The sequence below is a fragment of the Kluyvera ascorbata genome, from assembly GCF_023195735.1.
GTDB lineage: Bacteria > Pseudomonadota > Gammaproteobacteria > Enterobacterales > Enterobacteriaceae > Kluyvera > Kluyvera ascorbata.
This window is the reverse complement of the sequence record NZ_CP096201.1, coordinates 2,766,609-2,791,605: the sequence shown is the minus strand read 5'-3', so window position 1 is coordinate 2,791,605 and position 24,997 is coordinate 2,766,609. Positions and strand designations below refer to the sequence as shown.

At 56.2% G+C, this 24,997-nt stretch carries 25 protein-coding genes; 19 read left to right on the top strand and 6 right to left on the bottom strand.

Annotated elements, in window-relative coordinates:
- Positions 1 to 29: 29 nt before the first annotated feature.
- On the bottom strand, positions 30 to 2,333 hold the full coding sequence (locus tag MY052_RS13365) for a helix-turn-helix domain-containing protein (protein ID WP_248537164.1): 2,304 nt from the start codon (positions 2,331 to 2,333) through the stop codon (positions 30 to 32).
- Between the two features lie 169 nt (positions 2,334 to 2,502).
- Between MY052_RS13365 and MY052_RS13360 the strand changes: the two genes are divergently transcribed.
- Both MY052_RS13360 and MY052_RS13355 read left to right on the top strand, forming a co-directional pair.
- A complete protein-coding gene (locus tag MY052_RS13360; RefSeq protein ID WP_035894071.1) occupies positions 2,503 to 3,675 on the top strand; it encodes a M20 aminoacylase family protein in 1,173 nt (390 codons plus the stop codon).
- 25 nt (positions 3,676 to 3,700) lie between these two features.
- A complete protein-coding gene (locus MY052_RS13355; RefSeq protein WP_248537163.1) occupies positions 3,701 to 5,092 on the top strand; it encodes an MFS transporter in 1,392 nt (463 codons plus the stop codon).
- Here the strand turns inward: MY052_RS13355 and pspF are convergent.
- Entirely contained in the window at positions 5,083 to 6,057 is a 975-nt protein-coding gene (pspF, locus tag MY052_RS13350; RefSeq protein ID WP_035894067.1) for a phage shock protein operon transcriptional activator, read from the bottom strand. The two genes, MY052_RS13355 and pspF, sit on opposite strands and share 10 nt — an antisense overlap.
- Positions 6,058 to 6,224: 167 nt before the next feature.
- On the opposite strand from pspF, the gene pspA reads away from it, so the two are divergent.
- From pspA to tyrR, 12 genes are all read left to right on the top strand, one after another.
- A complete protein-coding gene (gene pspA / locus MY052_RS13345; RefSeq protein ID WP_035894065.1) occupies positions 6,225 to 6,893 on the top strand; it encodes a phage shock protein PspA in 669 nt (222 codons plus the stop codon).
- A 52-nt stretch (positions 6,894 to 6,945) separates the two neighbouring features.
- Positions 6,946 to 7,170, top strand: coding sequence for an envelope stress response membrane protein PspB (pspB, locus tag MY052_RS13340; protein ID WP_248537162.1), 225 nt, complete (start codon positions 6,946 to 6,948; stop codon positions 7,168 to 7,170).
- The gene (pspC, locus tag MY052_RS13335) at positions 7,167 to 7,526 is read left to right on the top strand and encodes an envelope stress response membrane protein PspC (protein ID WP_123650504.1); all 360 of its coding nucleotides are present in this window, start codon (positions 7,167 to 7,169) and stop codon (positions 7,524 to 7,526) included. Before pspB ends, pspC begins: the two co-directional genes overlap by 4 nt.
- Positions 7,527 to 7,540: 14 nt before the next feature.
- Complete coding sequence (pspD, locus tag MY052_RS13330; protein ID WP_185666061.1) at positions 7,541 to 7,759, top strand: phage shock protein PspD; 219 nt, start codon at positions 7,541 to 7,543, stop codon at positions 7,757 to 7,759.
- 34 nt (positions 7,760 to 7,793) lie between these two features.
- Positions 7,794 to 9,191 carry a YcjX family GTP-binding protein gene (locus MY052_RS13325; RefSeq protein WP_035894057.1) on the top strand — a complete coding sequence of 466 codons (1,398 nt, stop codon included), beginning with the start codon at positions 7,794 to 7,796 and terminating at the stop codon, positions 9,189 to 9,191.
- Positions 9,188 to 10,255: a YcjF family protein gene (locus MY052_RS13320; RefSeq protein WP_035894055.1), complete on the top strand. Its 1,068-nt coding sequence runs from the start codon at positions 9,188 to 9,190 to the stop codon at positions 10,253 to 10,255. The genes MY052_RS13325 and MY052_RS13320 overlap by 4 nt, the downstream gene beginning before the upstream one ends.
- A 123-nt stretch (positions 10,256 to 10,378) precedes the next feature.
- Positions 10,379 to 11,947, top strand: a complete 1,569-nt coding sequence (locus tag MY052_RS13315; protein WP_035894053.1) for an ABC transporter substrate-binding protein — start codon at positions 10,379 to 10,381, stop codon at positions 11,945 to 11,947.
- A 79-nt stretch (positions 11,948 to 12,026) separates the two neighbouring features.
- A complete protein-coding gene (locus tag MY052_RS13310) occupies positions 12,027 to 13,076 on the top strand; it encodes an ABC transporter permease (protein ID WP_248537161.1) in 1,050 nt (349 codons plus the stop codon).
- The gene (locus MY052_RS13305) at positions 13,076 to 13,909 is read left to right on the top strand and encodes an ABC transporter permease (RefSeq protein WP_035894049.1); all 834 of its coding nucleotides are present in this window, start codon (positions 13,076 to 13,078) and stop codon (positions 13,907 to 13,909) included. Before MY052_RS13310 ends, MY052_RS13305 begins: the two co-directional genes overlap by 1 nt.
- Complete coding sequence (locus tag MY052_RS13300) at positions 13,902 to 14,738, top strand: ABC transporter ATP-binding protein (RefSeq protein WP_248537160.1); 837 nt, start codon at positions 13,902 to 13,904, stop codon at positions 14,736 to 14,738. The genes MY052_RS13305 and MY052_RS13300 overlap by 8 nt, the downstream gene beginning before the upstream one ends.
- Positions 14,725 to 15,429, top strand: coding sequence for an ABC transporter ATP-binding protein (locus tag MY052_RS13295; protein ID WP_035894045.1), 705 nt, complete (start codon positions 14,725 to 14,727; stop codon positions 15,427 to 15,429). Before MY052_RS13300 ends, MY052_RS13295 begins: the two co-directional genes overlap by 14 nt.
- Before the next feature lie 208 nt (positions 15,430 to 15,637).
- Positions 15,638 to 17,179, top strand: a complete 1,542-nt coding sequence (tyrR, locus tag MY052_RS13290; RefSeq protein WP_123650496.1) for a transcriptional regulator TyrR — start codon at positions 15,638 to 15,640, stop codon at positions 17,177 to 17,179.
- Positions 17,180 to 17,229: 50 nt separating this feature from the next.
- Here the strand turns inward: tyrR and tpx are convergent, their stop codons facing one another.
- Entirely contained in the window at positions 17,230 to 17,736 is a 507-nt protein-coding gene (gene tpx / locus MY052_RS13285) for a thiol peroxidase (RefSeq protein ID WP_234505934.1), read from the bottom strand.
- A gap of 100 nt (positions 17,737 to 17,836) precedes the next feature.
- Here tpx and ycjG point away from each other — a divergent pair, with 100 nt between their 5' ends.
- On the top strand, positions 17,837 to 18,802 hold the full coding sequence (gene ycjG / locus MY052_RS13280; RefSeq protein ID WP_248537159.1) for an L-Ala-D/L-Glu epimerase: 966 nt from the start codon (positions 17,837 to 17,839) through the stop codon (positions 18,800 to 18,802).
- Here the strand turns inward: ycjG and mpaA are convergent.
- A complete protein-coding gene (gene mpaA / locus MY052_RS13275) occupies positions 18,793 to 19,512 on the bottom strand; it encodes a murein tripeptide amidase MpaA (RefSeq protein ID WP_123650493.1) in 720 nt (239 codons plus the stop codon). The two genes, ycjG and mpaA, sit on opposite strands and share 10 nt — an antisense overlap.
- A 192-nt stretch (positions 19,513 to 19,704) precedes the next feature.
- Here mpaA and MY052_RS13270 point away from each other — a divergent pair, with 192 nt between their 5' ends.
- The gene (locus tag MY052_RS13270; protein WP_248537158.1) at positions 19,705 to 21,321 is read left to right on the top strand and encodes a peptide ABC transporter substrate-binding protein; all 1,617 of its coding nucleotides are present in this window, start codon (positions 19,705 to 19,707) and stop codon (positions 21,319 to 21,321) included.
- 235 nt (positions 21,322 to 21,556) lie between these two features.
- Positions 21,557 to 21,853, top strand: coding sequence for a DUF406 domain-containing protein (locus MY052_RS13265; protein WP_035894032.1), 297 nt, complete (start codon positions 21,557 to 21,559; stop codon positions 21,851 to 21,853).
- A 104-nt stretch (positions 21,854 to 21,957) separates the two neighbouring features.
- Here MY052_RS13265 and MY052_RS13260 read toward each other — a convergent pair whose 3' ends face one another.
- On the bottom strand, positions 21,958 to 22,689 hold the full coding sequence (locus MY052_RS13260) for a MerR family transcriptional regulator (protein WP_248537157.1): 732 nt from the start codon (positions 22,687 to 22,689) through the stop codon (positions 21,958 to 21,960).
- A 175-nt stretch (positions 22,690 to 22,864) separates the two neighbouring features.
- Complete coding sequence (locus MY052_RS13255) at positions 22,865 to 24,058, bottom strand: diguanylate phosphodiesterase (protein WP_248537156.1); 1,194 nt, start codon at positions 24,056 to 24,058, stop codon at positions 22,865 to 22,867.
- A 321-nt stretch (positions 24,059 to 24,379) separates the two neighbouring features.
- Between MY052_RS13255 and ycgZ the strand changes: the two genes are divergently transcribed.
- Both ycgZ and MY052_RS13245 read left to right on the top strand, forming a co-directional pair.
- Positions 24,380 to 24,616 carry a regulatory protein YcgZ gene (gene ycgZ / locus MY052_RS13250; protein WP_035894025.1) on the top strand — a complete coding sequence of 79 codons (237 nt, stop codon included), beginning with the start codon at positions 24,380 to 24,382 and terminating at the stop codon, positions 24,614 to 24,616.
- A gap of 55 nt (positions 24,617 to 24,671) precedes the next feature.
- Positions 24,672 to 24,974, top strand: coding sequence for a hypothetical protein (locus MY052_RS13245; RefSeq protein ID WP_248537155.1), 303 nt, complete (start codon positions 24,672 to 24,674; stop codon positions 24,972 to 24,974).
- The last annotated feature ends 23 nt before the right edge of the window (positions 24,975 to 24,997 follow it).

Sequence of the window (24,997 nt, the reverse complement as noted above, 5' to 3'; positions counted from 1 at the left end):
ATCTCTACGTGCAACTGCTTTAAAAGTCATCAAATCAGTGGGGTTAACTCATATAACACCAGCGCATTGCTCTCCAGCGCCTCAACCACCTGCCAATTTTCTTCTACGTTTTCTTCACGAACGCTGAGCGCCGGCCGGGTTTTGTGGACAAGCCAGGTCCAGGTCTCTTCATCCGGGCCGCTGCTGCTGTCGATAGCATCAAGGTAGGGAAAGAGCGCGCCGTTCAACTGATCGAACAGGTGTCGTTTGATTTTCCATTTGCCGTGTAATGGCTGAAGCGCGACCGGATACTGCTGACGAAAACGCTGAATAAACGCCTCTTCGCTTGAGAGCCACGGGTTAAATACTACCGGGTTACGTAGCAGCAGCTGATAGCGCCCGTGGTGATGCAGCAGCAGGATGTTTTTATCGTTGACCAGCACATCACCCCGTAAACGGTGCCACAGCCAGAGTACCCAGAAAATAGGCCGGGGAAGCCCATGATGGTAGTACAGCGCCAGGCTTGAGGTATCAAACGTGCCGTTGCTGCGCGCTTCACCCTGCTGACTAGAATTGAGCCAGAAACCGGTGAGCTGCACCTGTTCGGCGAGGCCAAGCAGGTTGTTCATCAACAGTGCGCCACGGAAGAACTCGCCGTTAGTGCGTCTGGTTGACCCGGTCAGAGTGTTCCACGACAGCAGCCATAAAGGTAACGCAAGGTGATGTTGTCGCAGGGCGCGCTGAATCTGGCGCACTTTCTCAACCGGATAGCTTTCGGCAGCGGAAAGCCGGGGGCCGTCAAAAGACTGCTGCTGGAAACGCTCATTGGCGTTTGCCGAACAGGCGAGAAAATCGGCCTCTTTTAACAACGGCGAAGTGATAATGGCATCATCAACGATGCCGTCTTCGGCCATGGTAAAACGGTGCCAGATTCCAAGTAACGAGTCAGGCGATAACGCTCGGATGGCCGCTTTCTGCTGCGCCCAGACCTCCTTGCTTGCCTGCGGCGACCAGTGCCAGACGAACTGCCAGCTGGCAAGCGTCGACGGTGGAAAATGCTGGGCGGCGAGGGATAAAAACTGGCGCAGCAGATCCGGACGGGTGGTCAGGCTGGTATGCAACAGTACGCGCCAGCCCATACGAGACAGAAATGTGAAGACCTGCTGTAGGTTGTACCAGCAGGCATAGCCCACCATTTGCGGATCGTCCCAGCCATCGCTGAACAGACGGCTGCTGAGAAACGGCTCGTTAATATCAATGCCGGCGATGGGTATTTGCACATGCAGCGCCAGCAGCGACTGGCGAACGTCGTCGCGCAGTAAATCATCCAGTTCGCGAAGCGTAATAATTATTTCGCTACGGCGCAGTGGCACACGGCGTGCGGGCAGCGTATTCAACGCAATCTGTCGAGGCTGTGAGTGGTGCTGGAGCGGTGGCGGGTTATCCCACGCTGCCGTGCTTGTATGATTAAGCAGGGCATAGAGCGTTTCCGCGGCAACCGGCAGTGTGCGGTCCGGCAGGATTTCTCGCGGGCGGCTGCGGCTTTGGGGCGTTGTCTGTTGGCGAAACTGACGGGGCGTCATGCCGTGGCGACGCTTAAACAGGTCGTTCATCACTCGGGCGCTGGCAAAGCCCTGTTGTTGAGCAATGCGCTGGACCGGCAGGGCGGTTGTCAGCAGCAGCTCGGCGGATTTCTCCAGGCGCAGTGCGGTAATGAACTGCATAAAACTGACGCCCACTTCTTTATGAAACAGGCGAGAGAGCCAGGCTTCGGACACCCGCTCGGCGCGCGCAATTTCAGCAAGTGACAGTCGTCGGGTGTACTGCGATTCAATTCGGGCCACCACCTGGCGAATACGATGGCTCCAGGCCGCTTCGCTGTGTGGCGTGCTGGATTGGCGCGGCTGCTGGAAATGGGTGGCCAGCAGTAGGGCAATTTCGCAAAGCCAGCGGTTGGCTTCCAGCCGTGAGTGCGTTTCGTGGTTGGTGAGATGGGTGATGAGCAACTGGCGCATCAGTGAACAAAGTCGGGCTTCATGTGCCAGCGAGGCATGCGGCTGGGCGGTTATCTGGTAATCAAAACCGAAAAAATGGGCATCCATCCGCGTCAGCCAGTTAGCGGCAACGGTCAGCGTCATCAGCGTATTGGGTTGTTCGCTGACAAGGCTCCACCGTTGATTGGGATTGACGATAGCGAGCGCCCCGTCCAGCAGGCGACGAGTGCCATTGCTGGTCTCCAGCGTCACATCGCCCTGAAGCACCCACAGCAGGGCGAGTGCAGGCTGCTCCTCGTGAGTCTGATGACGGACATCCTGAACGACCACGGAAAAGTCACTGATTTGCTGCGTCGGCATCCCATTCTCCTGAGACAAAAAATAACGGTATCTTTTTTGTCATAACTAAACCGTATGAAAAATAGTCATTTCATTTTCCGTCAATATAAAACAAAAACCTGCATTTTAAAGCCTCACTGGCGGCATAAACTCGACGTTATCACTGTGGAGCCATAAAGGGATAACAAAAATGACACATCCTATTGTTGAAGCATTGCAGGTCCGTGAGGCGGAGTTTATTGCGCTACGCCACCGCTTTCATCAGCAGCCTGAGATAGGTTTTCAGGAGCATAAAACCAGCGCCGAGGTGGCGAAACTGTTGACTGGATGGGGCTATGAGGTGGACTACGGCCTCGGCGGCACCGGCGTGGTGGGAACCTTAAAAGTGGGCAACGGCAACGCCACGCTAGGTCTTCGCGCAGACATGGATGCGCTGCCGATGCAGGAGCGCAGCGGTAAGCCGTGGGCCAGTGAAACCGACGGCAGTTTCCACGGCTGTGGTCACGATGGCCACACCACCATGCTGCTTTATGCGGCCGAATATCTGGCGCGCACCCGCTCGTTCAACGGCACGCTGCACCTGATTTTCCAGCCGGCGGAAGAGTTGCTCTACGGCGGTCGCGTGATGCTGGAAGACGGTCTGTTCACCAAATTCCCCTGCGACCGTATTTTCGGTCTGCACAATATGCCGGGGCAGAAACTCGGCAAGATTGGCCTGCGCGACGGGGCGATGATGGCGTCGTCCGACACCTTGCATATTGATGTACAGGGCGTCGGCGGTCACGGCGCGGTGCCGGAACATACCGTCGATGCTACCGTGGTGGCCTGTCATATCACGCTGGCGCTGCAAACGATCGTGTCGCGAAATATCAGCCCGTTCGACCCGGTGGTGGTCACCGTGGGCAGCATTCAGGCAGGACATGCGCCAAACATTATCAACGATAAAGTGCAGATGAAGCTGACGGTGCGCACCTTGAATGAGTCGGTGCGTAAAACCGTGCTGCAGCGCATTCACGATATTGCGGTATCGCAGGCGGAGAGTTTCAACGCCACGGCGACGCTGACGCACGTCAACGGCAGCCCGGTGCTGCGCAACGACCCGCAGGCGAATCAGATGGTGCGCGAGGTGGCCACTTCGCTGTTTGGCGAAGCCTCTATCGCCACGGTTAACCCGTTTATGGGCAGCGAAGATTTCGCCTTTATGCTCGAACAGAACCCCAACGGTGCCTATTTCACCATTGGGGCGGGCGACGAACCGGATCGCTGCATGGTGCACAACCCGGGCTATGACTTTAACGACAATATCCTGCTGACGGGGGCGGCGCTGTGGTGCGGCCTGACGGAACACTACCTGCGTGCATAAGTGACGCGCAACCTGAGGGCGAGCCATGAGTACTGTTTCGTTGACTGAAACGCAGTATGTCGGCACCGACCGACTGCTGGCGGGTATAGTTTTAAGTGTTTTGACCTTCTGGTTGTTTGCCCAGTCGGTGATAAACGTCGTTCCGGTGGTGAAAAGCAGTATCGATATCTCACTGGAGACGCTCACCCTCGCGGTCAGCCTCAGCGCGCTGTTCAGCGGCTGTTTTGTCGTCGCCAGCGGCGGTCTGGCAGATAAGTTTGGCCGGGTGCGTCTGACGCTGATTGGCCTGGCGCTCAGTATAGCCGGCAGCGCGCTGCTGGTGGTGTCTCAAGGGCCGGTGCTGTTTCTCATCGGTCGCGTGATTCAGGGGCTTTCTGCCGCCTGCATCATGCCAGCGACGCTGGCGCTGATTAAAACCTGGTATGAAGGGCGGTCGCGGCAGCGCGCGGTGAGCTTTTGGGTGATTGGTTCCTGGGGCGGTAGCGGCTTGTGCTCCTTTGTCGGCGGGGCGATTGCCACCGGGCTAGGCTGGCGCTGGATTTTCGTTTTCTCCATCGTTGCCGCCGTGACTGCGTTTTTGCTGATTCGTGGCACGCCGGAAAGTAAAAGCGCTACCGCCGAGCAGCACAAGCTAGACGTGAGCGGGCTGCTGAGTCTGGTGGCAGGTCTGGTGCTGTTTAACCTGTTTATCGCCAAAGGGCACCACTGGGGCTGGACCAGCAGCCTGTCGCTGTCGATGCTGGCAGGCGCCGTGCTAGCGATGGTTTGGTTTATCCGCAGCGGTCTGCGCAAAAAGGAGGCGGCACTCATCGATTTTGCGTTGTTTAACAACCGTTCCTACAGCGCGGCGGTGCTGTCGAACCTGATGCTCAACGGCGCGATTGGCACCATGATGATCACCAGCATCTGGCTGCAACAGGGGCGGCATCTCAGCCCGCTGCAGACAGGGATGATGACGCTCGGCTATCTGGTGACCGTACTGCTGATGATTCGGGTGGGGGAAAAACTACTTCAACGTTACGGTGCCAGATTACCGATGATGGGCGGCCCGGCAATCACCATGGTGGGGATTTTCCTGATTTCCTGCACCTTCCTGGAAACCTGGACCTATATTGTCACCGTCTTTTTCAGCAATGTGTTATTTGGATTAGGGTTGGGCTGTTACGCCACGCCGTCGACTGACACCGCCGTCACCAGTGCGCCGGAGAATAAAGTGGGCGTGGCTTCCGGAATCTACAAAATGGGCAGCTCGCTTGGCGGGGCGTTCGGCCTAGCGATGACCGCCTCGCTGTATGCGTTGTTTTTGCCGCACGGGATGGCAAAGGCGGCACAGTATGCGCTGTGGTTTAACTGCTTGCTGTGTCTGGGGGCGATAGCGGTCAGCGCGGTGATGTTACCGCGCCACCGTCAAAGCTGATGCTTTTTCAACAACGCGCGCAGCTGGTGGTAGGTTAACCCCAGCAGCTCGGCGGCCTGTTTTTGGTTGAATCGGGCCTGTTGCAGACTTTGTTGCAACAGGCCTTTTTCTTGTTCTAATTGGAACTGGCGCAGATCCAGCGGAAGCGATGGACCGACTTTCTCCCCCGCGGGCTCCGCGTGAACCGCTGGTTGGCGGCGGAACGGGTCGATAATAATATCGTCCAGCGGCTCCTCGATGGAGCTGTGCCGATAGACCGAACGCTCAACCACGTTTTTCAACTCACGGATATTCCCCGGCCAGCGGTAGTGCAGCAGCGTTTCGCGGGCGCGTTCGGTAAATCCTGGGAACAGCGGCAGACCGAGTTCTCGACACATTTGAATGGCGAAGTGCTCGGCCATCAGCATAATGTCGCTCTGACGCTCACGTAGCGACGGCAGCAGCACTACGTCAAAGGCCAGCCGGTCGAGCAGGTCGGCGCGGAAGGTGCCTTCCTCTACCAACTGCGGCAAATCTGCATTGGTGGCGCACACCAGCCGCACGTTCACCTGCAACGGCTGGCTGCCGCCAACGCGCTCCAGCTCGCCGTATTCAATCACCCGCAGCAACTTTTCCTGCACCAGCATCGGCGCAGTGGCCAGCTCATCGAGGAACAGCGTACCGCCGTCGGCGCGTTCGAACCGCCCTGGGTGACGCTTTTGTGCGCCGGTAAACGCGCCGGCTTCGTGACCGAACAGCTCGGAATCCAGCAGGTTTTCGTTTAGCGCCGCGCAGTTAAGCGAAATAAACGGCCCCTGCCAGCAGGAGGAGAGGTAGTGCAGGCGGTTGGCGATAAGCTCCTTGCCCGTTCCGCGCTCGCCGATAATCAGCACCGGCTTGTTCAGTGGTGCCAGCCGGGACACCTGCTCCAGCACTTCAATAAAGCGGTTTGCTTCACCGAGAAGGGTATCTTTGTTATCTGCCATGATGAAATTCGCCACATGTTGGTGTAATTCGCCATTTCACTGTAGGCGTTTAGCGGCTGAATTTCAATCACCTCTTTTATAATCAATAAGATAAAAAGTTGGCACGGAAGTTGTAATAGTCATTACGCAGGGCTCAGCCCGATACACAGAACTAAGAGGATTGAACAATGGGTATTTTTTCTCGTTTTGCCGACATCGTGAACGCCAACATCAACTCGCTGCTGGAAAAAGCGGAAGACCCGCAGAAGCTGGTTCGTTTGATGATCCAGGAGATGGAAGACACCCTGGTTGAAGTGCGCTCCACCTCTGCCCGTGCGCTGGCAGAAAAGAAAGACCTGTCTCGACGCGTGGAACGTGCGCAGGCGCAGCAGGTTGAATGGCAGGAGAAGGCCGAACTGGCGCTGCGCAAAGAGAAAGACGATCTGGCGCGTGCGGCGCTGATTGAAAAGCAGAAGCTGACCGACGTTATCAGCACGCTGGAGCATGAAGTGACGCTGGTGGATGAAACCCTGGCGCGTATGAAAAAAGAGATCGGTGAGCTGGAGAACAAACTCAGCGAAACCCGCGCTCGTCAGCAGTCTCTGGCACTGCGTCATCAGGCGGCGAGTTCATCCCGCGATGTGCGTCGCCAGCTGGACAGCGGTAAACTGGATGAAGCGATGGCTCGCTTTGAATCTTTTGAACGCCGCATCGACCATATGGAAGCGGAAGCCGAAAGCCATCGTTTTGGCAAGCAGCCGTCGCTGGACCAGCAGTTTGCTGAACTGAAAGCGGATGACGAAATCAGCGAGCAGCTGGCGGCGCTGAAAGCCAAAATGAAGCAGGACAACGAATAATAATTCCGGCGGCACTGACCGTGCCGCCGCTCATAATATATAAGGAGTTTCTATGAGCGCGCTTTTCCTCGGCATTCCCCTGACGTTGTTTGTGCTGTTTGTTTTGCCGATTTGGCTGTGGCTTCACTATAGCAATCGCTCCCACTCCGGCGAGCTTTCGCAGGGCGAGCAGCAGCGGCTGATGCAGTTGACCGATGACGCGAAACGGATGCGCGAGCGTATTCAGGCGCTGGAAGCCATTCTGGATGCAGAACATCCAAACTGGAGGGACAAATAATGGCGCTGGATCTTAACAAAAAGCTGTGGCGTATCCCGCAGCGAGGCATGGTGAAAGGGGTCTGTGCTGGCATTGCCGAGTACCTCGACGTGCCGGTGAAGCTGATTCGTATTATTACCGTGCTGGCGATGCTGTTTGGTCTGTTTTTCTTTGTCGTCGTCGCCTACGTGATTTTGACCTTTGCCCTCGACCCGATGCCGGAAGGGGCGATGAACAACCCGCATCAACCTTCCAGCCGCGACCTGCTGGATGCGGTAGATGCTGAATTAGCCGCTGGCGAGCAGCGACTGCGCGAGATGGAACGCTACGTGACATCTGATACCTTTACCCTGCGCAGCCGGTTCCGTCAGCTCTGAGTAAGAGGTTACTGATGAATAATAAATGGCAGCGGGCAGGCCAGAAGGTGAAGCCCGGTTTGAAAATCGTCGGCAAGCTGGCGCTGTTGACGGCGCTACGCTACGGCCCGGCGGGCGTAGCCGGATGGGCGGTGAAGTCTGTTGCCCGCCGTCCGTTGAAGATGTTTCTGGCGGTGGCGCTGGAACCGCTGCTGTCCCGCCTCGCCAAACGTTATTTTCCCATGGCAAAATAGGGCTATCGGCGTAGCGAGGAGTGTTTGATAAGCAATGAAGCGACTTAAAAATGAATTCAATGCGCTGGTCAACCGTGGCGTTGACCGGCATCTTCGTCTTGCCGTTACTGGCCTTAGCCGCAGCGGCAAGACCGCTTTTATCACCGGCCTGGTGAATCAGTTACTCAATATTCACACCGGCGCGCGCCTGCCGCTGCTGAGTGCGGTGCGCGAAGAGCGCCTACTCGGCGTTAAGCGCATTCCCCAGCGCGACCTCGGTATCCCGCGTTTCACCTACGACGAAGGGCTAGCGCAGCTCTACGGCCAGCCGCCGTCCTGGCCGACGCCGACGCGTGGGGTGAGCGAAATCCGCCTGGCGCTGCGCTACAAATCCAATGATTCGCTGCTGCGCCACTTTAAAGAGACCTCCACGCTCTATCTGGAGATTGTCGACTATCCCGGCGAGTGGTTGCTCGACTTACCGATGCTTAACCAGGATTACCTGGGGTGGTCGCGCCAGATGACCGGGCTGCTGACCGGCCAGCGCGCTGAGTGGTCGGCAAAATGGCGACAGCTCTGTGAAGGGCTCGACCCTTTCGCGCCTGCTGACGAAAACCGGCTGGCGGAAATCGCCCAGGCGTGGACCGACTATCTACACCAGTGCAAGCAGGAAGGGCTGCACTTTATTCAGCCGGGCCGCTTCGTGCTGCCGGGCGACCTTGCCGGTGCTCCGGCTTTACAGTTTTTCCCGTGGCCGGACGTGGACGCCATCGGTGAGTCGAAGCTCGCGCAGGCGGACAAACACAGCAACGCTGGAATGCTGCGCGAACGCTTCCACTACTACTGCGAAAAAGTGGTGAAGGGGTTCTACCGCGATCACTTCCTGCGCTTCGACCGCCAGATTGTGCTGGTCGACTGCCTACAGCCGCTCAACAGCGGCCCGCAGGCGTTTAACGATATGCGCCTGGCGCTGACGCAGCTGATGCACAGCTTCCATTACGGGCAGCGCACGCTGTTTCGCCGCCTGTTTTCGCCGGTTATCGACAAGCTGCTGTTTGCCGCCACCAAAGCAGATCACGTCACCGTTGATCAGCACGGCAATATGGTGTCGCTGTTACAACAACTGATCCAGGATGCCTGGCAGAACGCGGCCTTTGAAGGCATTACTATGGATTGTCTGGGGCTGGCCTCGGTGCAGGCGACACAAAGCGGGTTGATTGAGGTGAACGGCGAGAAGATCCCGGCGCTGCGCGGTCATCGCTTAAGCGACGGTCAGCCGCTCACCGTTTACCCCGGCGAAGTCCCGGCGCGCCTTCCCGGACAGGCGTTCTGGGATAAACAAGGTTTTCAGTTTGAGGCCTTCCGCCCGCAAGCCATGGATGTTGACCAGCCGCTGCCGCATATCCGTCTGGATGCCGCGCTGGAGTTTTTGATTGGAGATAAGCTGCGATGAACGACGCCTATAAACCACGAATCGATTTTGATGGCCCACTAGAGGACGCCAAAGCGGAGCAGTTTAAAACCTCGCAGGCGTTTGATGACGCGACGGCGGAGAAATTCGCGCCGGTGGCGCTCGACGAATCACCAGAGCAGGAAGGACAAGTAGAAGCCACTCTTGATGCGGCGCTGCGCCCGAAACGCAGCCTGTGGCGCAAAATGGTCACCGCGGGGCTCGGCCTGTTTGGCATCAGCGTAGTCGCCCAGGGCGTACAGTGGACGATGACCGCCTGGCAAACCAACGACTGGGCAGCGCTCGGTGGTTGTGCCGCCGGGGCGCTAATCGTCGGCGCGGGTGTTGGTTCGGTGGTTACCGAATGGCGCCGACTCTGGCGCTTGCGCCAGCGCGCGGAAGAACGCGATGAAGCGCGCACGTTAATGCACAGCCACAGCGTGGGCAAAGGGCGTGCGTTCTGTGAAGGGTTAGCGCGTCAGGCGGGGCTTGATCAGTCGCACCCGGCGCTACAGCGCTGGTACGCCGCTATTCACGAAACTCAGAGCGATCGCGAAGTGGTCAGCCTGTATGCCCATCTGGTCCAGCCGGTGCTGGATGCTCAGGCGCGTCGCGAAATCAGCCGCTCGGCGGCGGAGTCGACGCTGATGATAGCCGTCAGCCCGCTGGCGCTGGTGGACATGGGCTTTATCGCCTGGCGTAACCTGCGGCTGATTAACCGCATCGCGAATCTCTACGGCATTGAACTGGGTTACTACAGCCGCCTGCGTCTGTTCCGCCTGGTGCTTATCAACATCGCCTTCGCCGGGGCCAGCGAACTGGTGCGGGAAATCGGCATGGACTGGATGTCGCAGGATCTGGCCGCTCGCCTGTCGACCCGCGCAGCGCAGGGGATTGGTGCTGGGTTGCTGACTGCACGTCTTGGGATCAAAGCAATGGAACTTTGTCGACCGCTGCCGTGGATCGACAACGACAAGCCACGCCTCGGTGACTTCCGCCGTGAACTAATCGGGCAACTGAAAGCGACGGTACAGAAAGGAAAATCGGCGGCGCAAAGGGATAGTTGACAAGATAAAATATGGTTATGCAAAAATTGTATAACCTATTTCTATACTTAACTTTACTGAAAGTGACAAGCAGCGCTACTTTAGCTGAATCGTCCACAACACGTTCATTTTCAGGAAGTCACGATGACCAAAAAACTGCTGCCGTTACTCGTGCTGACAGCGCTGTCAGCCTCCGCTTATGCCGCTACGCCACCGAACACCCTGGTCGTGGCTCAGGGCCTGGACGATATTGTTAGTCTGGACCCGGCGGAGGCCAACGAGCTCTCCAGCATCCAGACGGTGCCGAGCCTGTACCAGCGTCTGGTTCAGCCTGACCGTAACGATCCGGCAAAAATTACCCCGATTCTGGCGGAAAGCTGGCAGGCTGATGCGGCAGCGAAAACGCTGACCATCAAGCTAAAAAGCGATGCTAAATTTGCTTCCGGCAACCCGCTGCGCCCGGAAGATGTGATCTTCTCCTACACCCGTGCCGTCACCCTTAACAAATCCCCGGCGTTTATCCTTAACGTCCTCGGCTGGGAGCCTGGCAACATTGCCAGCCAGCTGAAGAAAATCGACGACCATACGCTACAGCTAAGCTGGACCGCTGATGTTAGCCCGTCGGTGGCGCTGAATATTCTCTCTACCCCAATTGCCTCGATTGTTGATGAGAAGCTGGTGGCGGCCAATGTGAAGGGCAATGACTTCGGCAATGAGTGGCTGAAAATGCACTCTGCGGGTAGCGGCGCGTTCAAAATGCGCGTCTACCAGCCGCATCAGGCTATCGTGCTGGAAGCCAACGACACCTCGCCAACCGGCGCGCCGAAGCTGAAAAGCGTGATCATTAAAAACGTGCCGGATCCGGCCTCTCGCCGCTTGCTTATCCAGCAGGGCGACGCCGACGTGGCGCGCGACCTTGGTGCCGATCAGATTGACGCGCTGCAGGGTAAACCGGGCTTACAGGTATTAAGCATTCCGTCCGCCGAGCAAAACTACGTGGTGTTCAACACCGCGAACACCGCCAATCCGCTGCTGGCGAACCCCGCGTTCTGGGAAGCGGCACGCTGGTTGGTGGACTACAACGGTATCACCAAAGACCTGCTGAAAGGGCAGTACTTTGTGCACCAGAGCTTCCTGCCGGTCGGGTTCCCGGGCGCGCTGGATAATACGCCGTTCAAATTTGACCCTGCCAAAGCCAAAGAAATTCTGGCGAAAGCGGGCATCAAAGACGCCCACTTTACCCTCGACGTGGAGAACAAACCGCCGTTTATCACCATCGCGCAATCGATGCAGGCAAGCTTTGCTCAGGGCGGCGTGAAGGTGGATCTGCTGCCGGCGGCGGGCAGCCAGGTTTATGCTCGCGTGCGTGCTAAACAGCATCAGGCGGCGATTCGTCTGTGGATCCCGGACTACTTCGACGCGCACTCTAACGCCAGCGCTTTTGCCTTTAACGACGGCAAATCCAGCACCGTGGCGGGGCTGAACGGCTGGAAAATCCCAGAGCTGAATAAAGCGACGCTGGCGGCGGTTGCCGAGCCGGATGTGGCGAAGCGCCTCGACCTGTACAAAAAAATGCAGGAAGAGCTGCAACGCAGTTCGCCGTATGTCTTTATCGATCAGGGCAAAACGCAGATTGTGGTTCGCGATAACGTGAAAGGCTACCAGCAAGGGCTTAACGCCGATATGGTCTGGTATGACCGCGTAACGAAATAGACCGTTTGATAAACATGGCCCGGCGGCGTAACCCGTTCGGGCCATTGTCGTTTTTTTCTCGTTGATATACGGAATTCCCATGCCCGCCGTTTTACCGAATCCAACCGCACAGCGAACCCGACGTTTGCTGTCCGGGCTTCTCCAGGGGATGTTGACGCTGGCGCTCACGTTGCTGGGCCTGTTACTCGTCACCTTTGCGCTTTCTGCGCTTTCACCCGTTGACCGCGTACTGCAAATTGTCGGCGACCATGCGAGCCAGTCAACTTACGATCAGGTTCGCCATCAGTTGGGTCTCGACCGTTCGCTGCCGGTACAGTTCTGGCACTACCTGATCAATCTTTTCCACGGCGATCTCGGGACCGCCAGCGCCACCGGACAACCGGTGCTACACGACCTGCTGGCTGCCTTTCCTGCGACGCTTGAACTTGCCACGCTGGCGCTGATTATCGGTGCGGTCTTCGGCGTGATTGCTGGTGTACTCTGCGCGCGCTACGCCGGTACCCCCTGGGACTTAGCCATGCGAACGCTGACGCTTCTGGGCAACTCGGTGCCCATCTTCTGGCTCGGGCTGCTGATGCTGGCGCTGTTCTACGCGAAGCTGCAATGGAGCCCCGGCCCCGGTCGGCTGGACGACATTTACCAGTTCACTATCGAACCCAAAACCGGTTTTGCGCTGGTTGATACCTGGCTTTCCGGTGACAAAGAAGCCTTTCGCAACGCCTTCAGCCATCTGGTGCTGCCGGTGCTGTTGCTGGCCTACTATTCGCTTGCCAGCATTACGCGCCTCACGCGCTCGGCATGCCTGAGTGAGATGAACAAAGAATACATTCTGCTGGCGCGTGCCAAAGGAGCGGGCGAGATGAGCATTCTGCTGCGCCACGTGTTGCCGAATATTCGCGGCACGCTGCTGACGGTTATCGCGCTGGCGTATACCTCAATGCTTGAAGGTGCGGTGCTGACCGAGACGGTATTCTCCTGGCCGGGAATTGGCCGCTACCTGACAACGGCGCTGTTTGCTGGCGATACGGCGGCGATTATGGGAGGAACGCTGCTCATTGGCGTTTGCTTTGTGTTGATTAATAACCTCACCGACGTGCTGGTGCGGCTAACCGACCCGAGGGTTCGCTGATGCCATCATCTCTGTTTTTGCGCCGATTACTGCGCTCGCCTGCGGCCTGCTGCGGGTTAATGATTATTGCCGTGCTGGTACTGACGGCGCTGTTGGCTCCATGGCTTGCGCCGCAGGACCCAAACTGGCAGGACGCCGCCGCGCGTTTGCAAATGCCCAATGCGCAGCACTGGCTCGGCACCGACAGCTACGGGCGCGATCTGCTCTCAAGGCTGATTTACGGCACCCGCCCGGCGCTGGGTCTGGTGGCGCTGGTGACGGTGATTACGCTGCCGGTAGGGCTGTTGATGGGCATTCTTTCCGGTTATTACGGCGGCTGGCTGGAGCGGATTCTGATGCGCTTTACCGACGTGGTGATGTCGATGCCGCGCCTGATTCTGGCCTTTGCCTTTGTGGCGATGCTTGGCCCAGGATTAGTTAACGGCGCACTGGCGCTGGCGTTAACCACCTGGCCTGCCTACGCGCGACAGGCGCGTAGCGAGATCCAGCGACTACGGCATAGCGACTATTTAGCCGCCGCTGAAATGATGGGCATCCGCGGTCTGCGCCTGCTGGTCGGCCATATTCTGCCGCTGTGTTTGCCGTCCGCCATCGTGCGTCTGGCGCTGGATCTGGCAGGGATTATTTTGGCCGCCGCAGGGTTAGGCTTCCTTGGCCTGGGCGCACGTCCGCCGATGGCGGAGTGGGGCGCGATGATTGCCGACGGTATGCAGGTTATCTTTGACCAGTGGTGGATTGCCGCTGCACCAGGTGCCGCGATTCTGATTGCCAGCCTGGCGTTTAACCTGCTGGGTGATGGTTTACGTGACGTTCTGGAGCCGCAACATGACTGAGCAACGCTTTTCCGTACAGGGGCTGAATATTGATTATCCCCGCGCGCGGGTGGTCAACAATATGAGCTTTACGCTTGGCAACGAGCGGTTAGCGCTGGTGGGTGAATCTGGTTCCGGCAAGTCAATGACCGCGCGTGCGCTGATGGGGCTGGTGCGTAAGCCAGGTATCGTCAGCGCTGACCGTCTGAACGTGCTGGGCCATGATGTGCTCTCCCTGAATGCGCGCGGCTGGCGCGCGCTGCGGGGCAACGACATCGCCATGGTGTTGCAGGACCCTCGCTATGCGCTGAACCCGGTGAAAACGGTGCGTGAGCAGTTGGAAGAGGCGCTCACCCTGCATCAACGCCTTAACCGCCGTGAACGGCAGGAAAAAATCGCTGCGTCGGTGGTCGCCATGGGGCTGGATGTTGCGGTGCTGAACCGCTATCCCGGCGAACTGTCCGGCGGCATGGGCCAGCGGGTGATGATTGCCATTGCGCTCATCAACGACCCTAAAGTGCTGATTGCCGACGAACCCACCTCGGCGCTGGACGCCCGCCTGCGCAACCAGATCCTTGAGCTACTGGTGGCGCAATGCGAGAAGCGACAAATGGCGATGCTGCTGATTAGCCACGATTTACCGCTGGTGGCCCAGCACTGCGACCGCGTACTGGTGATGTATCAGGGCAACGGCGTTGATGAGATGGCGGCCCGAGATTTACCGCAGGCAACGCACCCCTATACCCGCACCTTATGGACCTGTCGCCCGAGCGCGCAGACCTACGGACAGATGCTGCCGACGCTGGACCGCAGTCAGAACTTTGAGGAGGCGGCGCATGGCGATCGTTGATATTCAGGCGTTACAGGTCACCTTTGGCGAGAAAACGGCGGTGTCGGCGGCCAGTTTCCACGTCAACGCGGGCGAGACTTTTAGCCTGATTGGCGAATCCGGCTGCGGAAAATCGACCATTCTGCGCGTCATCGCCGGGCTTCAGCGCGAGTGGGGCGGGTACGTCTCGCTATTTGACAAAAATATCGCCCCCGGCGCGCGTTTTCAGGGCGACCTGCGGCGCAATGTGCAGATGGTTTTCCAGGACCCGTACGCCTCGCTGCACCCGAACCACACCCTCTGGCGTACGCTGGCGGAACCGCTGCGTATTCATGGTGAAGCGGATATTGAGTCTAGAGTCCAGACCGCGTTAGAGCAGGTGGGCCTGCCCGCCGATGCCGCCAGCCGCTATCCGCATCAACTCTCCGGCGGACAGCGCCAGCGCGTGGCGATTGCCCGTGCGCTGCTGCTGCGGCCAAAAATCCTGCTGCTGGATGAACCCACTTCGGCGCTGGATATGTCGGTACAGGCGGAAATCCTGAACTTGCTCAACCGTCTGAAGCAGGACCACGGTATGACTTATCTGCTGGTGAGTCACGATGCCGATGTGATTGCGCATATGTCCGACCGCGCGGCGTTTATGGCAGGAGGCGTGATTCAGCGCTTCTTCGACCGTACGGCGCTGGAGCGCGGTGAACACCGGATGGGGTAACAAGTTTACGTTTTGGCACAATCTGCCCCCTCTCCCTTTCTAAGGGAGAGGGGACCGTTATGTGCAGTTTATTAATTGAACGCATAACTTTACGGCACAGCGCCCATTTTTCCGCCATACTGTCAATAATTGTTGACACTCATCTTCACGCCAGCGAATAAGTGTCTTATTATTCATACGTCTTTGGCTTATAAGGGTGAACACTCCCATGCGTCTTGAAGTCTTTTGTGAGGACCGTCTCGGTCTGACCCGTGAACTGCTCGATCTTCTGGTGCTGCGCGGCATTGACCTGCGCGGTATCGATATCGACCCTGTTGGCCGAATCTACCTTAATTTTGCGGAGCTGGAATTCACCAGCTTCAGCAGCCTGATGGCTGAAATCCGCCGTATCGCGGGCGTGACCGACGTGCGCACCGTACCGTGGATGCCTTCCGAACGTGAACATCTGGCGCTTAGCGCATTGCTGGAAGCGATGCCGGAACCGGTCCTGTCGCTGGACACGCGCAGTAAAATTGAACGCGCTAACCCGGCAAGCTGCCAGCTGTTCGGCATGAGCCAGGACAAGATGCGCAACCATAATGTCGCGCAGCTCATAAGCGGCTTTAACTTCCCGCGCTGGCTGGAAAGCGAGGAGGTGGAACCGCACGCCGAGCATGTGGTGATCCACGGACAAAACTTCCTGCTGGAAGCGACGCCGGTTTACCTGAGCGGCGAGAACGATGCCCGCGTGCTGGCCGGGGCGGTGATTATGCTGCGCTCGACGCTGCGTATGGGCCGTCAGTTGCAAACCATGACCACTCAGGACGTCAGCGCGTTCAGCCAGATTGTGGCGGTGAGCCCGCGTATGCGTCAGGTTGTTGAGCAGGCGCGCAAGCTGGCGCTGCTGACCGCACCGCTGCTGATTGTGGGTGAAACCGGCACCGGTAAAGATCTGCTGGCTCACGCCTGCCACCTGGCGAGCCCACGCGCGGCGAAGCCGTACCTCGCGCTGAACTGCGGTTCGATTCCAGAAGATGCGGTAGAGAGCGAGCTGTTTGGCGACGCCTCTGAAGGTAAAAAAGGCTTCTTCGAACAGGCCAACGGCGGCTCGGTGCTGCTGGACGAAATTGGCGAAATGTCGCCGCGCATGCAGACCAAGCTGCTGCGTTTCCTCAACGATGGCACCTTCCGCCGCGTGGGTGAAGATCATGAAGTGCATGTTGATGTCCGCGTTATTTGCGCCACCCAGAAAAATCTGGTGGAGCTGGTGCAGAAAGGACTGTTCCGTGAGGATCTCTATTATCGCCTCAATGTGCTGACCCTCAACCTGCCGCCGCTGCGCGATCGTCCGCAGGACATCATGCCGCTGACCGAACTGTTTGTGGCGCGCTTTGCCGACGAGCAGGGGATTTCACGCCCGAAACTTTCCGCTGACCTCAACACTGTGCTCACCCGCTACGGCTGGCCGGGCAACGTTCGCCAGTTGAAGAATGCGGTGTATCGCGCATTGACTCAGCTTGAGGGCTACGAACTCCGTCCTCAGGACGTGCTGCTGCCGGATCACGATGTGTCGAGCGCGGCGGTAGGCGAAGAGGCGATAGAAGGTTCGCTGGATGATATTACCCGTCGCTTTGAGCGCTCGGTGCTGACGCAGCTTTATCGCAGCTATCCAAGCACCCGAAAACTTGCCAAGCGTCTGGGTGTATCGCACACGGCGATTGCCAATAAATTGCGGGAATATGGCCTGAGCAACAAGAAGGGCGAAGAGTGATAAAAAAACAGCCTCTGAAAAGAGGCTGTTTATATTTTGCGGTACGTTGATTACGCTTTCAGCGCAGCCAGTGCCGCATCGTAGTCTGGTTCGTTGGTGATTTCGTTCACCAGCTCGCTGTAAACCACGTTGTCGTTTTCATCGATAACCACAACGGCACGTGCCGCCAGGCCTTTCAGTGCGCCGTCTGCGATGCCTACGCCGTAGGTCTGCAGGAATTCTGGCGCACGCAGGGTGGACAGAGTGACCACGTTGCTCAGGCCTTCAGCACCGCAGAAGCGAGACTGCGCGAACGGGAGGTCAGCGGAAACGCACAGCACAACGGTGTCGGCCAGTTCGCCAGCCAGTTGATTGAATTTACGCACAGATGCCGCGCAAACGCCGGTATCGATGCTTGGGAAAATGTTCAGAACTTTACGTTTGCCAGCGAACTGGCCCAGGGTGACGTCTGACAGATCTTTTGCCACCAGCGTAAACGGTTGAGCTTTATCGCCCGCCTGTGGGATAGAACCTTGAACAGCAACGGGATTGCCCTGGAAATGTACGGTTTGCGACATGATTATCTTCCTGTTTACATATAGTTAACGTCAACCCTAGTGTATGACAACAGGTGTTAACACGGCAAACCCTATTTACGCCTGAATAAAAGGAGTGAAAATGAGAAAGCTACGCGTCTTCGAAGAGGCCTGGCCTCTGCATACCGCATTTGTTATTGCCCGTGGTAGCCGCAGTGAAGCCAAAGTGGTGGTGGTCGAGCTGGAACAGGATGGCGTAAAAGGGGTGGGCGAGTGCACGCCGTATCCACGCTATGGGGAAAGCATTACGTCGGTGATGGCGCAAATTATGGCGTTGGGCGAGCAGCTTGAACGCGGATTAACGCGCGAACAGCTGGCGAATCTACTCCCGGCAGGAGCGGCGCGCAATGCGGTCGACTGCGCGCTCTGGAGCCTGGAAACTCACTTGTTGAAAAGTGACGTTGTCACCCATCTGGGTGTTCGCTTACCAGAAACGATCATGACTGCCCAAACGGTGGTCATTGGCACCCCAGAGCAAATGGCCGCTAGCGCAAAGGCGCTGTATGAAAGCGGTGCCCGGCTGCTTAAAGTGAAGCTCGATAACCATTTTATCTGCGAACGAATGGTGGCGATTCGCGCCGCCGCACCGGATGCGACGCTGATAGTTGATGCTAATGAATCCTGGCATGGCGATGGTTTAGCGGCGCGTTGCCAGCTGCTGGCTGATTTAAACGTCGCCATGCTCGAACAACCTCTGCCGGTGGGCGAAGACGACGCGCTCAGCCACTTTATCCATCCGCTACCGATTTGCGCTGATGAAAGCTGTCATACCCGCGAAGATTTACCTGTTCTGCGCGAACGCTACGAGATGGTGAACATCAAGCTCGATAAAACCGGCGGTCTGACCGAAGCGCTGGCGCTGGCTGCCGAAGCCAAGGCGCAGGGTTTCGCGCTCATGCTCGGCTGCATGCTTTGTACCTCTCGCGCCATTGAAGCTGCGCTGCCGCTGGCACCGCAGGTGCGTTTTGCTGACCTTGATGGCCCGACCTGGCTTGCCGCCGATGCCGAACCGGCGCTGCATTTTACCTACGGTGAACTTCACTTGTGATGCGTTGACTGCCAGTGCAGCAGCGCGGTCATCGCCGCGAGATATTTCTCGCTCGCTTCGTCGGAAGAGATGGGCGGGAACTCGGCGGTGATGCAGTGCAGACCGATATCGGCACACCAGCTCCCAAATGACCCCGGGGTTTCATAACCCACGCTGCTGACCAGCGGCAGGCTGAATGCTTCGGCAAGCCATTGGCCCAGCTCGCTGTGGCGGTTGTCCTCAATGCAGGCCAGCGGGTCGTGGAAAGAGACAACCCATGCAGGATTTATCTGGTGGATAAGCTGACACAGCGCGCGGCTTTCCGGCTCGGAGCCGGGGCGGCTACCGGTCAGTAACACCACGTCGCGTTGCTCTGCGGCGCTGTTCCAGCGATAGACCGTTTCGCCTTCCTTCCAGTTTGCCGAGGGGAAGTTACGGTTCAAATCCACGCCGTTCGCATTGGCGCGAAGCCCGAGCTGACAGCCGTCCGGGTTAACCGCCAGCACCACGTGATGACGACGAAGATCCGTCGCCAGCGTGCGCAGCGCGCAGGAAAGGGTGACGACCGACGAGTTTTCGTCGCCATGCGTGCCAGCAATGATTAAACCGCTCTGCGGGCCGGCTAGCGGGGCAGGAAACCAGATTAAAGGGGCTCCAAGCAGCGAGCGTCCATAATGTTGTGTTCCCGGCGGGAACGCGCCGCGCTGGGCGCGAGGGCGAGTAACTGACATACGCGGAGTCCTGATACGCAAGGGGGATATTGAGCAGTGTTGTGCAAAACCCGCCGCGAATCAAATAGTTTCCCTGATAGATATTGCTGGGGATATATCAAGTTTATGTGACATGTTGTTTGCAATTAACGCGACTGAAACAAATAATATTTTCATCAAGTTGTGTGGGTTTACCTATTTTAAGGGGATGTCATGAAGTTACCGTTCACCTTGACCTGCTGTGCAGCCTTGCTTTCAGGTCTGAGTACTCTCGCCGTTGCGGCCGACGTTCCCGCCGGAACGGTGTTGGCGAAGCAGCAAACGCTGGTTCGTCACATTAAAGATGAACCCGCTTCACTGGACCCCGCAAAAGCGGTGGGGTTGCCTGAAATCCAGGTGATTCGCGATCTGTTCGAAGGGCTGGTTAACCAGGATGCCAACGGCAACATCATTCCTGGGGTCGCCACGCGCTGGCAAACCAACGACCAGCGTATCTGGACCTTTACCCTGCGTAACGACGCGAAATGGTCAGACGGTACGCCGGTCACCGCGCAGGACTTTGTCTATAGCTGGCAACGACTGGTAGACCCAAATACCACATCACCGTTCGCCTGGTTTGCCGCGCTGGCGGGCATTAACAATGCCCAGAATATTATCGATGGTAAAGCCAAGCCCGACACGCTGGGCGTGACGGCGGTAGATGCGCACACCCTGCGCGTGCAGTTGGACAAACCGCTGCCGTGGTTTGTGAATCTGACCGCTAACTTCTCGCTGTTCCCGGTGAATAAAGCCAACGTCGAAAGCGACAAAAACTGGACGCGTCCGGGCAAGCTGGTGGGGAATGGGGCTTATGTACTGGCCGACCGCGTGGTCAACGAGAAGCTGGAGGCGGTACCGAATAAGTATTACTGGGACAACGCTAAAACGGTTATCCAGAAAGTGACCTTCATCCCTATCAATCAGGAGTCGTCCGCGACGAAGCGCTACCTGGCAGGCGATATTGATATCACGGAATCTTTCCCGAAAAACCAGTATCAGAAGCTGCTCAAGGAGCTGCCGGGGCAGGTTTACACGCCTGCGCAATTGGGGACGTATTACTACGCCTTTAACACCCAAAAAGGGCCAACAGCCGATGCGCGCGTCCGTCTGGCGCTGAGTATGAGCATCGACCGCCGAATTATTGCCGAGAAAGTGTTAGGCACGGGCGAGAAACCGGCATGGCGCTTTACGCCAGATGTGACCGCGGGCTTTAAGCCGCAGGACTCTGAGATGGCGCACGCGAGCCAGGCTGAGCTGAACGCCCAGGCGAAAATGCTGCTGCAGGCGGCAGGCTACGGCCCGAATCGTCCGCTGAAGCTGACGCTACTCTATAACACCTCCGAGAATCACCAGAAGATAGCGATTGCCGTGGCGTCGATGTGGAAGAAAAATCTCGGCGTTGAGGTGAAGCTGCAAAACCAGGAGTGGAAAACCTATATCGATAGCCGTAATACCGGTAATTTCGACGTAATCCGCGCATCCTGGGTGGGTGACTATAACGAGCCGTCAACCTTCCTGTCGCTGCTGACCTCGACCAATACCGGCAATATTTCACGCTTCAGTGACCCGGCCTACGATAAGGTTGTCCGTCAGGCGACGCTGGAAAATACCGCTGAAGCCCGAAATGCGGACTATAACGTTGCGGAAAAAATTCTGGCCGAGAAAGCGCCGATTGCGCCTATCTATCAGTACACCAACGGGCGTTTGATTAAGCCGTGGGTAAAAGGATACCCGATCACCAATCCGGAAGATGTGGCGTATACGCATACGATGTATATCGTGAAGCACTGATAAATCACGGTTGCCTGGCACGGTCAGGCAACCCAACGGTTTGTGTCTTCGCACAGCCCGTCACTATCGTTAACGGTTGAAAACATCACTCCTTTAGTAAACGGCGGAAGTAACGCCGCTTCATCAGCCTACATCCAGTGTTTAATCGCAAAAATGGTAATCTATAACCCTATTAATGGTTGGACTTTTCAGCGGCAGAGTCTTATCTTGAGAATAAACATACGAGGTTATCATCATGAAAGACGTAGTTGATAAATGCAGTACCAAAGGGTGTGCCATTGATATTGGCACCATCATTGAGAATGATAATTGCACCGCTGAGATCGAACGATTTTTCCCGACGGAAAATGAAGCTGAACTGGCGGTTGCGAAAATTAAGAAACTGGCAGCTGCAGCGGCGTCCGATGAAGACGCAAAGGTTGTTTATCACATCACGCACGTTGATAACGACGTGAAGCTCAATGCGTCGGTGACGTTCTCTTGCCAGGCGGAAATGATTATTTTTGAATTATCATTGAGATCGGCATTCTGAGTATGGGTTCGTTACTGACGAACATGGCCGACGTCCAGTGGGAGGTTTTGGCTGTATAGGCTGCTGAAACCTACTCGCATGGGGGAGGGGCTAAGTACCTTCCATCATGCGTTGTGAACGTTGACCACATATCCCTGCTCGGACCAATACTGAAGCAGTTCCGTCTGTCTGATGGACGCCGTTTTTCCGGTCCAGACGTATAGCGTTTGGCCCGGGAACAGCTCTGGACGCGGCGACGAGACAAATTCAGGTATCACCGTAAGATGTAATCCTTGCAAAGACAGACGCCACGCTTCAAGCCAGAGGCCGATTCTGTCCTCGATGTCCCATGCCATTATCAATGCTTCCTTACCGGATTTTCGGCGAGATTCATTGAGCGATGCTGCTACCAGCTCCGTTAAAATGCCGTCAAACATGCCCGATAACATTTTGCCCGTCTGATTATCTAACGTGAGACGCTGGCGGACAGGATTGATAATGTTATCAATCAGTTCAGGTAGCGCATGCTCGCGCCTTAGCGTCACCAGCTTTGCCCGAAGCTTTGCCGGGGAGGCTAATCTGAGTACGGCCATCAGGTTTTCTTGCAAGGCGTTGCAGTCGTCAGCGGGAACGGGCTTTTCCGCCTCCAGCAGCGCTTTAATTTTCCCGACCGATGTGCCGCCTTTTATCAACGCTTTAATTTCTTCAATGCGCTGAATATCTTCTTCATCAAAAAGACGGTGCCCACCCTCAGTACGCTGAGGCTTAAGAAGACCATAACGCCTTTGCCACGCCCGCAGTGTGACCGGATTTATCCCGCATCTCTCGGCAACTTCGCCAATGCTATAACTTGACATATTTCCCCTATAAGCACTGTCCAGATGAAGGCGGTGTTAAGCGACCATTAAGTCTCTTTAAGATACAGTACTGAGTTAAATATTTACTCAATACCCGGAGAGTGATCAAACTCTCAGGGCATCTTTCGGAATCTATTCCCTTATTAAGCGAACGTTGCGCCGTTAAATCGCGGCATTATACCTTTTTTTCCGGCCAAGCAATGCTTGGGATTCTATTGCAATCGGGGGATGAGAAAAGCGCACCCTGAAAGTGCTCGATGCCTGCGGACTCAAGCCACATCCACTCTTCTGCCAGCATGATGCCATCAGCGGAGAGCCGAATTTCGAGGGAGGAGCAGCATTTGATAATGGCATGGATAATGGCCTGACGTGGACCGCTTTTGTGGACTTCTGTAATCAGGTCCTGACTGATTTTTATGCGATCGGGCTGGAAACGAGCCAGCAGCTGTAAACCAGCAAAACCTGCGCCAAAATGATCGATAGCAACGCTTATGCCTGAGGCTTTAAGCCCTTTGACGGCGCCCGCGAATTCATCAAAGCGTGAGATGACTTCATTCTCAGTGAACTGCACCTCAATCTGTTCCGGAACCAGGCCATTTGCGGCTATTTCAGTGAGCAGGAAATCTACTGCACCAGGTACATTGACCAGCGTCATGGGCATCAGGCTCACGGAAAGCACGCCAGAACCCGCCAGAAGTTTGGCTCCTGTGGCAAAAGCGGCTTTTTTGGCCATCAGGTCAGTTTGATACATGTCGTCGCTAGACGAATCTGGGGCGGAGGACGTCGGAGCAGGGCCGCGCGTTCGCGCCTCTAGCGAGACAATTTCTCTGGACAGCGGGTCGATCAGTGGTTGAAAGCAAATCTCTTCTGTCGCGTCAGAGGGGGCGGCATTATCGTCTTGGGCATCCGCGATAAAATCCCAGCTGTCGGCGGGGGGGATTTCGTACACGCCGTCCTTTCCGTCCGTCAGCACGAACGTTCTGACAAACTGCAGCGCGCGATCGCTGTAGGTTAACTGATACCGGCTTGTCCCCTTGTCCAGTACCGCCTGTAACACATCATCCTGACCGTGTTTACGTAAATCAAAAAGCTCCATACCGGCTTTGCCAAAGCGGCGGGCCGGAGCATAGTCACACATCAGCTCTACGACATTGTAATGTCGAACGTCTTTGCAGATCTGTTGGTAAATCATTTTGACGGTGTTTTCTGGCCCCTCTAAGAGCTGGAAGAAGTGAAGACCATTAAACAGCAGAATTCCGGTAATGCTTTCATGCTCATTCCTGACGTTGGCCGCAGCAACCATCGTTTCGACGTCCCTGAAAGGAACGGTATCGCATAAACGACTGCGGTAGATAAGTGTGGTGAGCATAGGTTGTCCAGTGACAAGGTGGGGGAAGGGAGAGGCTAACAGATCATCGTTGTAAATGCTTAATCAATAAACATTATTTTCACAAAGTATTAACCTTGATGAGTGATTTTATCCAGGTTTGTACAGGTTTTTTTGAGGAGTACTTTTTTTTGTACAGCATCACGCGTAAGTTAAAAATAAACCTACTCACTTAACTAATTGATTAACAATGAAAAGCACTTTTTGCTAATTGTTTTGTAATCATTCTGTACACATTTTTTGTATAAGTTTGCTAAGTTTAGTTAACCAAAGCATTACCCCCTGCCAATAACCGGAGAGAAAATGCAGAGATCACTTCCTGGCGCAGATTCGGCCGCTGCGATTACACGCTACTTTGCTAAGGCGGAGTTACCGACACAGCACCTTATTCTTGGTGAGATAGTGGCTGAAATTTTAAATGATGGACGCAGCCTGAATCGCAAAGCGATTTGCACAAAACTGCTCTCACGTCTTGATAAAGCACAAAATACCGAAGAGGAAGCGCACTGCAACCGTTTGATTGGAATGCTGTTTGACTAAGCCATTTCTGAAAGACCGGAAATAAAAGTAAGACACTTATGCTATGAAGACGCTAATGAAAACGCAGTTGCGTAATGAGCTTATCGGGCAGGCCATACTGGCGCTCCTTGTCCAGAAAAGCCCGATATCTGAACGCACGCTGCTCAAGCAGTTACGGAATATACAAACTTTGGCGCCTGACCCTGTACGCCAGGAGGCCTTGCAGGAGTTGATCGCCGAATTATCCGTTAGGGTAAAAAAGGTCACTTCAGACGCCGTTAAGGTGGCGCGGGAAAACGATAGTGAAGTCAGAAAATCGCAATCTGGTGACGAAAAGAGACGTGCCGATATTTTGCACAACACACACAAACTACATTAATTTACCTCTCAGGAAAAAGAACC